Origin of the sequence: Streptomyces sp. NPDC017529, from assembly GCF_044329785.1 — a bacterium.
Lineage (GTDB): Bacteria > Actinomycetota > Actinomycetes > Streptomycetales > Streptomycetaceae > Streptomyces.
The window spans coordinates 87,548-102,130 of the sequence record NZ_JBIRJY010000005.1 but is presented as its reverse complement, the minus strand read 5'-3'; the positions used below and the strand labels follow the sequence as shown (position 1 = coordinate 102,130).

At 73.7% G+C, this 14,583-nt stretch carries 11 protein-coding genes; 8 read left to right on the top strand and 3 right to left on the bottom strand.

Annotated features, from left to right (window positions below; translation table 11 throughout):
* Positions 1-86: 86 nt before the first annotated feature.
* Positions 87-2,339, top strand: coding sequence for a tetratricopeptide repeat protein (locus tag ACH4K4_RS14185; RefSeq protein WP_398167324.1), 2,253 nt, complete (start codon positions 87-89; stop codon positions 2,337-2,339).
* Positions 2,340-2,351: 12 nt separating this feature from the next.
* Here the strand turns inward: ACH4K4_RS14185 and ACH4K4_RS14180 are convergent, their stop codons facing one another.
* Complete coding sequence (locus ACH4K4_RS14180) at positions 2,352-3,677, bottom strand: glycoside hydrolase family 27 protein (protein ID WP_398167322.1); 1,326 nt, start codon at positions 3,675-3,677, stop codon at positions 2,352-2,354.
* Positions 3,678-3,830: 153 nt separating this feature from the next.
* Here ACH4K4_RS14180 and ACH4K4_RS14175 point away from each other — a divergent pair, with 153 nt between their 5' ends.
* The gene (locus ACH4K4_RS14175; RefSeq protein WP_398167320.1) at positions 3,831-5,387 is read left to right on the top strand and encodes a phytoene desaturase family protein; all 1,557 of its coding nucleotides are present in this window, start codon (positions 3,831-3,833) and stop codon (positions 5,385-5,387) included.
* A gap of 7 nt (positions 5,388-5,394) precedes the next feature.
* On the opposite strand, the gene ACH4K4_RS14170 is transcribed toward ACH4K4_RS14175, so the two are convergent.
* On the bottom strand, positions 5,395-6,564 hold the full coding sequence (locus ACH4K4_RS14170; RefSeq protein WP_398167318.1) for an FAD-dependent oxidoreductase: 1,170 nt from the start codon (positions 6,562-6,564) through the stop codon (positions 5,395-5,397).
* A gap of 163 nt (positions 6,565-6,727) precedes the next feature.
* On the opposite strand from ACH4K4_RS14170, the gene ACH4K4_RS14165 reads away from it, so the two are divergent.
* From ACH4K4_RS14165 to ACH4K4_RS14150, 4 genes are all read left to right on the top strand, one after another.
* Positions 6,728-7,831, top strand: a complete 1,104-nt coding sequence (locus tag ACH4K4_RS14165; protein ID WP_398167316.1) for an NAD(P)H-dependent flavin oxidoreductase — start codon at positions 6,728-6,730, stop codon at positions 7,829-7,831.
* Between the two features lie 17 nt (positions 7,832-7,848).
* The gene (locus tag ACH4K4_RS14160) at positions 7,849-9,414 is read left to right on the top strand and encodes an acyl-CoA synthetase (protein ID WP_398167315.1); all 1,566 of its coding nucleotides are present in this window, start codon (positions 7,849-7,851) and stop codon (positions 9,412-9,414) included.
* Positions 9,415-9,479: 65 nt separating this feature from the next.
* Positions 9,480-11,024: a fatty acyl-CoA synthetase gene (locus ACH4K4_RS14155; RefSeq protein ID WP_398167313.1), complete on the top strand. Its 1,545-nt coding sequence runs from the start codon at positions 9,480-9,482 to the stop codon at positions 11,022-11,024.
* A 186-nt stretch (positions 11,025-11,210) separates the two neighbouring features.
* Complete coding sequence (locus ACH4K4_RS14150) at positions 11,211-12,005, top strand: VOC family protein (RefSeq protein WP_398167311.1); 795 nt, start codon at positions 11,211-11,213, stop codon at positions 12,003-12,005.
* Positions 12,006-12,041: 36 nt separating this feature from the next.
* Here the strand turns inward: ACH4K4_RS14150 and paaK are convergent, their stop codons facing one another.
* Positions 12,042-13,400 (bottom strand): phenylacetate--CoA ligase PaaK, encoded by a 1,359-nt coding sequence (gene paaK, locus ACH4K4_RS14145; protein ID WP_398167310.1) that lies wholly within the window; start codon positions 13,398-13,400, stop codon positions 12,042-12,044.
* A gap of 119 nt (positions 13,401-13,519) precedes the next feature.
* Between paaK and ACH4K4_RS14140 the strand changes: the two genes are divergently transcribed.
* Positions 13,520-14,218 (top strand): alpha/beta fold hydrolase, encoded by a 699-nt coding sequence (locus ACH4K4_RS14140; protein WP_398167309.1) that lies wholly within the window; start codon positions 13,520-13,522, stop codon positions 14,216-14,218.
* 127 nt (positions 14,219-14,345) lie between these two features.
* A complete protein-coding gene (locus tag ACH4K4_RS14135) occupies positions 14,346-14,582 on the top strand; it encodes a hypothetical protein (protein WP_398167308.1) in 237 nt (78 codons plus the stop codon).
* Position 14,583 lies beyond the last annotated feature (1 nt).

Here is a 14,583-nt window from a genome sequence, read left to right as displayed (position 1 = left end):
AGCGCCCTACAAGGCGCGCCGTCGCGCCGCCATACTGGGCGGGCGGAGCACTCAGGGGAACCGCGGGACGGGGGCGCGGGCGGGCGATGGCGGAGAGCAGGCTCGTACAGGGGCGCTACCGGATGCTCGACCTGATCGGGCGGGGCGGCATGGGGGAGGTGTGGCGGGCGCGCGACGAGTCCCTCGGGCGGCAGGTCGCCGTCAAGTGCCTCAAGCCGCTCGGGCCGCAGCACGACCCGTCCTTCACGCGGGTGCTGCGCGAGCGCTTCCGGCGCGAGGCGCGGGTGGCCGCGGCGCTCCAGCACCGCGGCATCACGGTGGTCCACGACTTCGGCGAGGACGACGGGATCCTCTTCCTGGTGATGGAGCTGCTGGACGGCCGCAACCTCAGCCAGCTGCTGGAGGACAACCGGCACGGGCCGCTGCCCGTACCGGACTTCGCGGACATCGCCGAGCAGGTCGCGGCGGCCCTCGCGTACACCCACGAGCAGTCCGTCGTGCACCGTGACCTCAAGCCGGCGAACATCGTGCGGCTCGCCGACGGCACGGTCAAGATCTGCGACTTCGGCATCGCCAGGCTGGGCCACGACATCGGCTTCACCGCCCGGCTGACGGGCACCGGCATAGCGATGGGCACGCCGCACTACATGTCGCCCGAACAGATCGGCGCCGGCGAGGTCGACCACCGCAGCGACCTGTATTCGCTCGGGTGCGTCCTGTACGAACTGGCGACGGGGGTACCGCCGTTCGACCTCGATGACGCCTGGGCGGTGCTCGTCGGCCATCGCGACACCGCGCCGGAGCCGCCGCGCGGCCACCGGCCCGACCTGCCGGGAGCGTACGAGCAGATCGTGCTGGACCTGCTGGCCAAGGCCCCGGAGGACCGTCCGCGGGACGCCGCCGAGCTGGTGAAACGCCTGGTGTCGGCCCGCCGGGCCCAGGAGGGGGCCACACAGCCCTACGGGCCCGCGCCCCCGGCAGACCGGAACGGCGCGGCGGCCACGCGCCCAGCGCACCGGATGCCGGCCTGGACGCAGGGGATGACCAGCGGATTCCCGGCCGCCGGGCCCCGCGCGCCGCGGAGCGGCGGCAGCGACCCGGCCGCCTGGCTCACCGGCGCGTGGACGAGCGGCCCGCCACCGCTGAGCCGCGACACCACGGAACCCGTCCTCCCCGGGCGCCCCGCGCCCTCGCCGGAACACCTCGCCGCGCTGGCCGCCCGGCACGACGCCGGGCTCAGCCTGGGGCGGCTCGGCCGCTGGGCGGAGGCGGGGGAGGTGCACCGCGCGGTCGCCGCCGAACGCGAGCACGCGCTGGGCCCCGACCACCCCGACACCCTCGCCAGCCGCTTCGAAGTGGCCTTCACCCTCGCCCGGTCCGGGCGGGCCGCCGACGCGCTGCGCGAGTACGAGGCGGTGGCCGCCGGGCGGGTACGGGCGCTGGGCGCCGACCACGTGGACACCCTCGCGGCCCGCCAGGAGACGGCCTACGCCCTGGGCAGGCTCGGCCGGCACTTCGAGGCGCACCAGGTGTACGTGGCCGTCCTGGCGGCCCGGGAGCGCACCATGGGGCCCGAGCACCCCGACGCGCTGCGCTGCCGGCACAACCTCGCCTTCAACCTCAGCCGCCTCGGCCGCCTGGAGGACGCGTACCGGATGGCACGCGACGTGGCGTCGGCGCGCGCCCGGGTGCTCGGCCCGCAGCACCCGGACACCCTCGTCACCCGGTACGAGGTCGCCTACCTGCTGGGCCAGTTGGGCAAGTGGGCGGAGGCGTTGCAGACCTACCGGCAGGTGGCCGCCGACCGGGCCCAGGCGCTCGGGCCCGGCCACCCCGACACCCTCGCGGCCCGCTACGAGGTGGGCATCAGCCTGGGCCGGCTCGGGCGCAGCGCCGAAGCGCTGGAACTGTACCGGGACCTCGCCGGCGCCCGTACGGCCGCGCAGGGCCCCGCCGATCCGGAGACGCTGCGCGCCCGGCACGGCCTCGGCGTCAACCTCGGCCGCCTCGGCCGCTGGGAAGAGGCGCTGGCCGAGGCCCGTTCGGTGGCCGCGCTCCGCGAACAGGTGCTGGGCGCCGGGCACCCCGACACGCTCGTCAGCCGCCGGGAGATCGCGGTCGCGCTGGGCTGGCTGGGCCGCTGGCCCGACGCGCTGGCCGTCTACCGGCAGGTCGCCGCGGCCCGCGAACGGGTGCTGGGCGCCGACCACCACGACGCCCTCGCCAGCCGCAGCGACGAGGCCCAGTGCCTGGAACAGCTCGGGCGCTCCGCCGAGGCGGTGGCGCTGTACCGGCGGGTCGCCGCCCTGCGGCAGCGGCGCGCGGGGCCCGGCCGCTGAGGCCGGCGCCCGTCACCGCAGCGGATGCACCCGGTACAGCACCGTCCCGTGGGCCGGCACGCGTGCCGAGATCTTCCCCGTGGTGCGGGAGGTGCGCTTGGTGACCAGGTCGCGCAGCTCGTACGAGCCGGCCTTCGGCAGCCCGGCCGTCTTGGCCGTGGTGGTCAGCGTCCGTGCCGAGCCGCCCGGGTTGAAGAGCGCGACCGCCCGGTCGCCGTTCTTCAGCGGCTTGGCGAGCACGTCGTACCCCGCGCCCTGCTGCACGACGCGGCCCTGCACGCCCTTGGTGTCCTGGTCCACCGCGATGACGTCGCGGTTGCCGAGCACCTTGAGCGCGGCCGGTGAGAGCTTCGTCAGATCGGTGCTGGAGATCAGCGGCGCGGCCATCACGGCCCACAGCGACATCTGGCTCTGGATCTCCTGCGCCGACAGCCCCGAGTCACCGGCGAGCAGGAAGTCGGGGTCGTTCCACCGGCCCGGGCGCTGGAAGTGCGCCAGCTTGGCGTTGTAGGCGTAGTTGTACGTGATCGAGGCCCACTTCTTGGCGCCGCTGTGCTTCTCCACCGCGATGTCCCGGCCCTCCCGCCACAGGTTGCCGGTCTCGGAGGACCAGCGGATCACCTGGTGCCAGACGTGGTCGCCGTCGTACTGGAAGTACGCGGGCGCCGAGACCGAGAAGACGATGGGCCGGCCGGTCTTCACGAGCGCCTGGCTGACCGCCCGGTAGGCGTCGTGGTAGGTACGCTCCTTGGTCTTGCCGGGCGCGGTGGGCAGGTTGCACCCGTCCATCTTGAGGTAGTCGACCTTCCACTGTGCGAAGAGGTCGACGTCCTGCTGGTAGTGGCCGAGGCTGCCCGGGTACTTTTCGCAGGTCAGGGTGCCGACATCCTCGTAGATGCCGAACTTCAGCCCCATTTCGTGCAGTCGGCGGCCCACGTACGCCATGCCGTGCGGGAACCTGGCCGGGTCCGGTACGAGGTTGCCCTTGGCGTCGCGCTTCTTCAGCATCCAGCAGTCGTCGACGGTCACCGTGTCGTAGCCCTTGGCCGCGAGGCCCGACCTCACCAGGGCCCGCGCGTTGCCGAGGACGATCTTCTCGTTGATGTCGCACATGTAGTACGACCAGTTGTTCCAGCCCATCGGAGGTTTCGGGGTGAGGTTCGGGTAGACCGCCGCGGCGCGCGCGCCGCCGGGGGGTTCCGCCGGGCCCGGTGCGGTGGGCAGGGCCGCCGCCGGGGCCGCGGCGGTGGCGGAAAGAGCGCCGGCCGCACACAGGGCGGCGGCGCTCAGGACGATCAGGGTGCGCCTCGGGGGACGCGGTACCGGCGAAACGCGCAAGGGGCACCTCACGGAGGGACGGAGCAGGCCGATCTGACGCATCGTCGGACGTTAGGAACGTAGGAGGAAGAGAACAAGGAGCCACGCGGTCCGCTGCCCGGAATTCAGCCGTCCGTGCCTGGCGGCGGCGATCACCTCGTGCTACCAAGAGGCATGCCGGAACGGACTTCGTACGACGCTGTCATCGTCGGCGGCGGGCACAACGGCCTGGTCGCCGCCGCCTACCTCGCGCGGGCCGGGCGCAGCGTGCTGGTGCTGGAGCGGCTGGACCACACCGGCGGCGCCGCGGTCTCCGCCCGCGCCTTCCGCGGCGTGGACGCGCGGCTGTCCCGCTACTCCTACCTCGTCAGCCTGCTGCCGCCGCAGCTCGTGCGCGACCTCGGCCTGCGCTTCGCGGTGCGCAAACGCTCGGTCTCCTCCTACACGCCCGCGGTGCGCGACGGCCGCCCCACCGGGCTGTTCGTCAGCTCCGACGAGGCCGCCACCCGCGCCTCGTTCGCCCGGATCACCGGCTCGGACCGGGAGTACGCGTCCTGGCGGCGCTTCTACGGGATGACCCGGCGGGTCGCCGAGCGGGTCTTCCCCACTCTCACGGAACCGCTGCCGACGCGCGCCGCGCTGCGCGCCCGCATCGATGACGAAGGCGCCTGGGAAGCCCTGTTCGAACGCCCGCTCGGCGAGGCGGTGGAGGCGGCGTTCGCCGACGACCTCGTACGCGGTGTGGTGCTCACCGACGGGCTGATCGGCACGTTCGCGGACGCCCACGACCCGGCGCTGGTGCAGAATCGTTGCTTCCTCTATCACGTCATCGGCGGCGGCACCGGGGACTGGGACGTGCCGATCGGCGGCATGGGCGCACTGACCGACGCGCTCGCCGACGCCGCCCGCAAGGCCGGCGCCGAGATCGTCACCGGCTGCCCGGTGACCGGCATCGCCACGGACGGCCGCACGGCCGAGGTCACCTGCGCACAGGGGACGTTCGGCGCGCGCCACGTCCTCGTCAACGCGGCCCCGCACACCCTCGCCCGGCTCCTCGGCGCACGGCCCCCGGAGCCCGCCGAGGGCGCCCAGCTCAAGGTCAACATGCTCCTCACCCGGCTGCCGCGGCTGCGCGACACCGGCGTCGACCCGCGCCTGGCCTTCTCCGGGACCTTCCATGTCGCCGAAGGCTACGAGCAATTGGCGGCCGCCCACCGGCAGGCGGCCGCCGGCGGACTGCCCGCCGCGCCGCCCTCGGAGATCTACTGCCACTCCCTCACGGACCCCTCCGTCCTCGGCCCCGACCTGGTGCGCCAGGGCTACCAGACGCTCACCCTCTTCGGCCTGCACGCCCCCGCCCGCCTCTTCGCCGAGGACCACGACGCCACCCGCGAACGCCTGCTCGCGGCCACGCTCGGCCAGGTGGACGCGGTGCTGGCCGAGCCGCTCACCGACTGCCTGGCGGCCGACGCGGACGGCCGGCCGTGCATCGAGGCCCGCAGCCCGCTCGACCTCGAACGCGACCTGGGCCTGCCGGGCGGCCACATCTTCCACCGCGACCTGGCCTTCCCGTACCGCGAGGAGGCGGACGAGGACGACGCCGCGGCCCGGTGGGGCGTGCGGACCGCGCACCCCAACGTACTGCTGTGCGGAGCGGGCGCGGTCCGGGGCGGCGGGGTGAGCGGCATCGCCGGCCACAACGCGGCCATGGCGGTGCTCGAACAGAGCTGAGGCCGCCTCAGGCGGCCTCGCGGGCCCGGAGCCCGGCCGCCCGCACCGCCCCAGCGGCGGCCCGTACCGCGCTGTTGACCGCGATCTCGCCGCGCATGCCGGGCGCCGCGACCTGGTCGCCGGCCAGGAACACCCCGTCACCGCGGTCGATCGCCGGGCGGTCCCGCCAGGTCAGACCCGGCAGGTCCAGGGCGCCGGTCCGGCCGCGCGCGGTGCCCCGGCGCTGCCACACCGCGCGGTCCCGCCACCCGGGCACGGCCAGTTCGGCGAAGCGGTCCAGCCGCTGCCGGGCGCCGGCCAGGCTCTCCCCGGCGCGTACCGGCATGTCCAGCTGGAACAGCGACTCGCCGCGCGGCGCCGTCGCCGGGTCCTGCATGGAGTAGCTCTCGTGAAAGCCGCCCGCGTCCAGGTCGAAGGCGAGGAACCGGTCACGCGGTCCCCGGGGGACCGCGAGGTCCAGCAGTACGCAGTGGCCGCTCTCCCAGTGCAGTGAGTCGTCCCCCAGCAGGGATCGTGCGGAGGAGAGTTCGGTGGCGATGATGGTGGGATGGTCCGGCAGTGCGGTGATCCGGGAGCCGAGTTCGACGCGTACGCCCAGGTCACGGGCGCGGGCCGCCATCCGGTCGACGACCGCCTGCCAGCCGCCCGCCACCCACCGCACGGCCGGCACCCCGGGCGCGTACACGCGGCGGAGCAGCTCCCACACGAAGGCGGCGGAGAGCCGCCCGGTGTCCGCGTCGTACGTCACGGCGGCGATGGCGTTGGCGGCGGCGCGGGCCGCCGCCTCGCCGAAGTGCCGGGCCGCCCAGCCGTGGAAGTCCTCGTCGACGGGCGCGGTACGGTACCGGCCCACCGTGATCATCTTCAGGAAGCCGGCCGGCGGGCGGAGCGTGCGCCGGCCGTTGTGCACGAACGTGACGCGCAGCAGGTCACGGGCCGGCGGGCGCACCAGCCTGCCGGTCAGCCCGCGCCCGGCCAGCCAGGTCCAGTGCGGGCCGTCGCAGTAGAAGACGTGCGGGCCCTCGTGGGCGGTGTACGGGCCGGCCGTGGCGCGCCCGCGCCCGCCCGGCGAGCCGTGCGCCTCGTGCAGCGTCACCGACGCGCCGGCCTCCGCGCAGGCGATGGCGGCCACCAGGCCCGCCGTACCGCCGCCGATGACTGTGATCTCCGCCTGCATGCCGCTGCCTCCAGAGTGGGTGGTGCCGGTACTTGTCCCTTCGGACGGACGACACCGGTACGGGTGTGACATGCCGGGGCGGGGCAGGGGGCGCCGGCGCTTTTGCTGACGCGGCATCAGAAAATCTCTTCCCTCGGACGGCGCGCTGCGGCATCCTGCGCCCATGCGGACGGAGCTGAGCAACCAACTGGGAGTCGAGCACGCCGTCTTCGGGTTCACCCCGTTCCCCGCCGTGGCCGCCGCGATCACCCGGGCCGGGGGCTTCGGCGTGCTGGGCGCGGTCCGCTACGCGGCGGCCGGCGACCTCGCCCGCGACCTCGACTGGATGCAGCGGCACACCGACGGCAAACCGTACGGCCTCGACGTGGTCATGCCCGCCCGGCAGGTCGCGGGCGTCACGGAAGCCGACATCGAGGCGATGATCCCGCCCGAGCACCGGCGCTTCGTCGAGCAGACCCTCGCCCAGCACGGCGTGCCCGAACTGCCCGCGGGCGAGGCGTCCGGCTGGCGGATCACGGGCTGGCTGGAGCAGGTCGCCCGCTCGCAGCTCGACGTCGCCTTCGACTACCCCGTGAAGCTGCTGGCCAACGCGCTCGGCTCGCCGCCCGCCGACGTCGTCGAGCGCGCCCACGCGCACGGCATCCTCGTCGCGGCCCTGGCCGGCAGCCCCCGGCACGCCCGGCACCACAAGGACGCCGGGATCGACGTCGTCGTCGCCCAGGGCTACGAGGCCGGCGGCCACACCGGCGAGATCGCCACCATGGTGCTGACACCCGAGGTCGTCCGCGCGGTGGACCCGCTGCCGGTGCTCGCGGCCGGCGGCATCGGCACCGGCGAACAGATCGCCGCCGGGCTGGCGCTGGGCGCGCAGGGCGTCTGGCTCGGCTCCGTCTGGCTGACCACCGAGGAGGCGGCGCTGCACTCCCGGCGGCTCACCGAGAAGCTGCTCGCGGCGGGCTGCGGCGACACCGTACGGTCCCGCGCCCTGACCGGGAAGCCCGCCCGTCAGCTGCGCACGGCGTGGACCGACGCCTGGGACGACCCGGCGGGCCCCGGGCCGCTGCCCATGCCCCTCCAGGGGCTGCTGGTCGCCGACGCCGTCTCCCGCATCCAGAAGTACGAGATCGAGCCGCTGCTCGGCACGCCGGTCGGCCAGATCGTCGGGCAGATGAACTCCGAGCGCAGTGTGCGGGCGGTCTTCGACGAACTCACGCGCGGGTTCGAACGGGCCGTCGACCGTGTCAACCGTATCGCCGGGCGCGGCTGAGCCGAGGAGGACCAGCAATGTCGGCATCCATGGCGTCATCGACCCCCAACGGCTTCTGGGCGCAGGCCGCCGCCGACCCGGCGCGCACGGTCCTGATCTCCCCGGACGGCGAGGAGTGGACCGCCGCCCGCCTGCACGCCGCCTGCAACCGCCTGGTGCACGGGCTGCGCGCCGCGGGCGTGGAGCGCGGCGACGCCTTCGCGGTCGTCCTCCCCAACGGCGTCGAGTTCTTCACCGCCCACCTGGCCGCCGCGCAGGCGGGCCTGTACCTCGTACCGGTCAACCACCACCTCGTCGGCCCGGAGATCGCCTGGATCGTCGCCGACTCGGGCGCGAAGGTGCTGATCGCGCACGAACGGTTCGCCGACGCGGCCGGGGCCGCCGCCGACGAGGCGGGGCTGCCGTCGGAGCGGCGCTACGCGGTCGGCGCGTTGGACGGGTTCCGGCCGTACGACGCGCTCCTGGCCGGGCAGCCCGAGTCCGCGCCCGAAGGCCGCACGCTCGGCTGGGTCATGAACTACACCTCGGGTACGACCGGGCGGCCCCGCGGCATCCGCCGCCCGCTGACCGGGCAGCTCCCCGAGGAGTCCCACCTCGGCGGCTTCCTGGGCATCTTCGGCATCCGGCCCTTCGACGGCAACGTGCACCTGGTGTGCTCGCCGCTCTACCACACCGCCGTACTCCAGTTCGCGGGCGCCTCCCTGCACATCGGGCACCGGATCGTCCTGATGGACACGTGGACGCCCGAGGAGATGCTGCGCCTGATCGACACCTACCGCTGCACCCACACGCACATGGTGCCGACCCAGTTCCACCGCCTGCTCGCCCTCCCGGAGGAAGTACGGGCCCGCTACGACGTGACGTCGATGCGGCACGCGATCCACGGCGCCGCGCCCTGCCCCGACCACGTCAAACGGGCGATGATCGACTGGTGGGGGAGCTGTGTGGAGGAGTACTACGCGGCGAGCGAGGGCGGCGGTGCCTTCGCCACGGCCGAGGATTGGCTGAAGAAGCCGGGCACGGTGGGCAGGGCCTGGCCGATCAGCGAACTGGCGGTCTTCGACGACGAAGGGAACCGCCTGCCGCCCGGCGAACTGGGCACCGTCTACATGAAGATGACCACCGGCGGCTTCAGCTACCACAAGGACGAGGCCAAGACGCGGAAGAACCGTATCGGCGACTTCTTCACCGTCGGCGACCTCGGCCACCTCGACGAGGACGGCTACCTCTTCCTCCGCGACCGCAAGATCGACATGATCATCTCGGGTGGGGTCAACATCTACCCCGCCGAGATCGAGTCCGCCCTGCTCGCCCACCCGGCCGTCGCCGACGCCGCGGCCTTCGGCATCCCGCACGACGACTGGGGCGAGGAGGTCAAGGCCGTCGTCGAGCCCGCGGCGGGGCACCCGCCGGGACCGGCCCTCGCCGACGCGATCCTGGCCCACTGCGCCGATCGGCTGGCCGGCTACAAGCGCCCGAAGACGGTCGACTTCGTCACGGCCATGCCGCGCGACCCCAACGGCAAGCTCTACAAGCGGCGCCTCCGCGAACCGTACTGGCAGGGCCGGGAGCGCGCTGTGTAGGGGTTCCGCTTCCGGGGCGGCCGCGCACCCTTGACCCGGGTGGGGCCGGGGCACAGGATCGCGCCATGACGGGAGTGCGCGCGAACACGGTCGACGGAGTCCTGCGGCGCAGCGCGGGCCGGGTGCCAGGGCGTACGGCGGTCCGTTACGCGGACCGGTCCTGGACCTACCGCGAGCTGGACGACGCGGTGACGGCCGCGACGGCGGCCTTGCTGGACGCCGGGTTGGCGACGGGGGACAGGATCGCCGCGTACGGGCACAACTCCGACGCGTACCTGATCGCCTTCCTGGCCTGCGCGCGGGCCGGACTGGTGCACGTGCCCGTCAACCACAACCTCGTCGGCGACGAACTGAACTACGTCATCGAGCAGTCCGGCAGCGCGCTCGTCCTCACCGACCCGGCCCTGGAGCACCGGCTGCCGGGCACCGTCCGCACCATGCCACTGCGCGACGCCACCGGCTCGCTGCTGGAACGCGCGAGCGAGGGACTGCGCCAAGGGACGTTCTTCCTCGTGGCGGGCGGTACGGGCGGCCCGTACGGCTCGCGATCCGACGAACTGGTCCAGCTTCTCTACACGTCCGGCACCACCGGGCTGCCCAAGGGCGCGATGATGACGCACGGCGCGCTGGTCCACGCGTACGCGTCCGCCATCGCCGCGCTGGACCTCAAGGAGACCGACCGGCCCGTGCACAGCCTGCCGCTGTACCACTCGGCGCAGCTGCACGTCTTCCTGATGCCCTACCTCGCCGTGGGCGCCGAGAACATCGTCATCGACGCCCCCGACCCGCACCGGATCTTCGAGCTGGTGGAGGCGGGCCGGGCCGACAGCCTGTTCGCCCCGCCCACCGTCTGGATCGGCCTCACGCGGCACCCCGGATTCGCCTCCCGCGACCTCGGCGGCCTGCGCAAGGCGTACTACGGCGCGTCCGTCATGCCGGTGCCCGTACTGGAACGCCTGCGCGCCCGGCTGCCCGGCCTGGCCTTCTACAACTGCTTCGGGCAGAGCGAGATCGGGCCGCTGGCCACGGTCCTGGGGCCGGACGAGCACGACGGCCGCATGGACTCGTGCGGCCGGCCGGTGCTGTTCGTGGAGGCGCGGGTGGTGGACGAGAAGGGCATCGACGTGCCCGACGGCTCGCCGGGAGAGATCGTCTACCGCTCGCCCCAGCTGTGCTCGGGTTACTGGGACAAGCCGGAGGAGACCGCGGCGGCGTTCAGCGGCGGCTGGTTCCGCTCCGGCGACCTGGCGGTCCGGGACGCGGACGGGTACTTCACGATCGTGGACCGGGTCAAGGACGTCATCAACTCCGGTGGCGTACTGGTGGCCTCGCGCCGGGTGGAGGACGCGCTGTACGCGCACCCGGGGGTCGCCGAGGCCGCGGTGATCGGACTGCCGGACGAGCGCTGGATCGAGGCGGTGACCGCGGTCGTCGTACCGCGGGCGGGGGCGGCGCCGGACGAGGCGGAGCTGATCGCGGTCGCCCGGGAGCGGCTGGCCGGGTTCCAGGTGCCCAAGCGCGTGCTGTTCGCCGACGCGCTGCCGCGCAACGCCAGCGGCAAGATCCTCAAGCGTGAACTCCGCGAGCGCTACGGCCGGCGCCGGCCGTGAACGGCGCGCACGGAGCGCACGGTTCGCACGGAGCGGTCGGCGGGGGCGATTGTCAGACCCCCCTGCCATGCTGAAAGTGCCGGGAAAAGCACCGTGGAATGCGCGGGGTTTCCGGTGACGAGGGCGTTCGTGCTCGTTCGGCGGCCGCCCGCGTCGTGACCCGACAGGACGCCGGAGGAGAAGATCATGCTGATGACCCAGTACGTCCCGGGCGCGCCGAACTGGCTCGACCTCGGGGTCACCGACACCGACGCGGCCGCCGCGTTCTACGGCGGCGTGTTCGGCTGGACCGTCCAGTCGGCCGGGCCCGACGCCGGCGGGTACGGCTTCTTCCAGCTCGACGGCAAGACCGTCGCCGGGGTGGGCCCGCTCACGGAGGAGGGGGCCGGCGCGGCCTGGACGGTCCACTTCCACAGCCGGGACGTGGACGCCCTGGCCAAAACGGTGGAGCAGGCCGGCGGCACGGTCCGCTTCGGTCCGTGCGACGTCTTCACCGCCGGCCGGCTGGCCGGGTTCACCGACCCGACCGGCGCCGAGTTCGCCGTCTGGCAGCCCCGCGAGGTGGCCGGCCTGGAAGTGATCGCCGAGCCCGGCTCGCTCGCCTGGACCGAGCTGTACACCACCGACGCGGCCGCCGCGAAGACGTTCTACCGCTCGGTCTTCGGCTGGGAGACCGCGGACAACGAGATGGGCGACCACCTCGTCTACACGGTCGCCTCGCCGGCCGGCACCGACCCGGCGGGCGACGCCGGGCACAGCGGCCTCATGCAGCTTCCCGAGGAGGAGCGCGCGGCGGGCTCGGCGTCGGAGTGGCACCCGTACTTCGGCGTGGCCGACTGCGACGCGACGGTCGCCGCGGCCACCGAGCGCGGGGCCACGGTCGTCATCGACCCGGCGGACGCCGAGGGCATAGGCAGGCTGGCCAAGCTCCTGGACCCGTTCGGCGCCCCGTTCGCGTTGATCACGCCGAGCCCCAGGTAGCAGGGGAGGAGCACCGGAGGGGCGGGCGGAAGCCGGTCAGCCGCGGGTGTCGACGATGCGCTTGAGCTTGCCGACGGAGCGTTCCAGCGACTCCGGGTCGACGATCTCCACCGCGACCGAGACGCCGATGCCGTCCTTGACCCCACGGGCGATCAGGCCGACGGCCGCCGTCCGCGCCTCCGGTGTCGCGTCCGGCCGGGCCTCCGCCCGTACGGTGAGGTGGTCCATCCGGCCCTCACGGGTCAGCCGCAACTGGAAGTGCGGCGCGACGCCGGGCGTGCGCAGCACGATCTCCTCGACCTGGGCGGGGAAGAGGTTCACCCCGCGCAGGATGATCATGTCGTCGCAGCGCCCGGTGACCTTCTCCATGCGGCGGAAGGCCGGGCAGGCGGTGCCGGGCAGCAGCCGGGTCAGGTCCCGCGTCCGGTACCGCACCACCGGCATGGCCTCCTTGGTCAGCGAGGTGAACACCAGCTCCCCGTGCGCACCGTCCGGCAGCGGGGCGCCGGTGACCGGGTCGACCACCTCCGGATAGAAGTGGTCCTCCCAGATGTGCAGCCCGTCCTTCGTCTCCACGCACTCCTGGGCCACGCCGGGGCCCATCACCTCCGAGAGGCCGTATATGTCGACCGCGTCGATCGCGAAGCGCTCCTCGATCTCCCGGCGCATCTCCTCCGTCCACGGCTCCGCGCCGAAAATCCCGACCTTGAGGGAGGTGGTACGCGGATCGACGCCCTGCCGCTCGAACTCGTCGAGGAGCGTGAGCATGTAGGTCGGCGTCACCATGATGACCTCGGGCCGGAAGTCCCGGATGATCTGCACCTGCCGGGCGGTCATGCCGCCGGAGGCGGGGACGACCGTGCAGCCGAGCCGTTCGGCGCCGTAGTGCGCGCCGAGGCCGCCGGTGAACAGGCCGTAGCCGTACGCGATGTGCACCTTGTGGCCGGGGCGGCCGCCCGCCGCGTGGATCGAACGGGCGACGACGTCGGCCCAGACGGACAGGTCGCGCTCGGTGTAGCCGACGACCGTCGGGCGGCCCGTCGTGCCGCTGGAGGCGTGGATGCGGCGGACCTCGTCCTGCGGCACGGCGAACATGCCGAAGGGGTAGTTGGCCCGCAGGTCGTCCTTCACGGTGAAGGGGAAGCGGGGCAGGTCGGCGAGCGACCGGCAGTCCTCCGGGCGCACTCCGGCCCGGTCGAAGGACTGCCGGTAGAACGGGACGTTCTCGTACGCGTGCCGCAACGAGGCGCGCAGCCGCTCCAGTTGCCGCGACCGCAGCTCCTCGGCGATGAGCCGCCGCACCGCGCCGGCCGCGTCCGCCACCGAGGCGCCCGCGCCGGCCCCCGTGCCCGGACCCGTGCCCGGCTCCCCGCTCCTGCTGCGTGCATCCGGCATGTGCTTCACCGTTCCGTGTGCCGACCGATCATTCGGTTGCTGAACGCGGTCCAAGTAATCAGCGGGCAGCGAACGCGTCAAGGGGCGTGACCGAGTCCCCCGCGGGTAGCTTCGAGCGCATGAGCGACGTACAGAAGGTCCAGGTCGGTGACGTCCAACTGGCATACCGGTGCTGGGGCGAGGCGGACGCGCCCCCGGCGGTGCTGCTCCACTGCCTCGGCGAGGACGGTGAGGACTGGCGCGGCGTGGTCGGCCAACTCGCCACCACCCACCGGGTGTACGCGCTGGACCTGAGGGGGCACGGCCACAGCGACCGGCCGGGCGAGTACGGCTTCGAGCGCTGGCGTGACGACGTGGCCGGGTTCCTCCGGGAGCTGCGGCTGGGGCCCGTGGCGCTCATCGGCCACTCCCTCGGCGCGATCGCCGCGCTGCTGCTGGCCGCCGACCGACCGGAGCTGGTGGAGCGGCTGGTGCTGGAGGAAGCGGTCCCACCCCTCCCGGGCGACCCGCCGCAGGAGGTCGCCGGCCCGCCGCCGGGCCCGCTGGGGTTCGACTGGCAGGCCAAGGTGGCCGTGGTGGCGCAGCGCAACGCGCCGGACCCCGGGTGGTGGGACGGCCTGGCCAAGATCACCGCGCCGACCCTGGTGATCGCCGGCGGCTCCACCAGCCACATCCCGCAGCAGCAGATCCAGGACATGGCCGAGCGCATCCCGGACTGCCGGCTCGTCACCGTGGAGGGCGCGGGCCACCTCGTCCACGAGGAGCGCCCCTTGGAGTTCCTCGACGCGGTCCGGGCGTTCCTCGTCCCCCGCCCCTGAGTGCCGGCGATACCAGGGCCCGCCGGTACCGCCGGGGTGCCGGCGGGCCCGCCCACGTCCGGCCCAATGCCGGGATCCTTCCTGCGTTCCGTGGTGCGCTGACCGCGCAACCGTAGAAAGGATCATCATGCGTGCGTCTTTCCGTACCACCGCGGGCCTCCTCGCCGCGGCCGCGCTGCTCAGCGCCGCTCTGCCCGCCGTGGCCCGAGCCGACTCGGACGACGACTCCGGCTCCCAGGCCACCTCAGGCCGTACCGGAAGAGTCGATTCCCCGTCCAAGACCGGAACGCCGTACCCCCTCGGGCTGACCGGGCTCGCCGACAACGCCAACGTGGGCGTCACCAGCGTCTCCGACCGGGACTGAC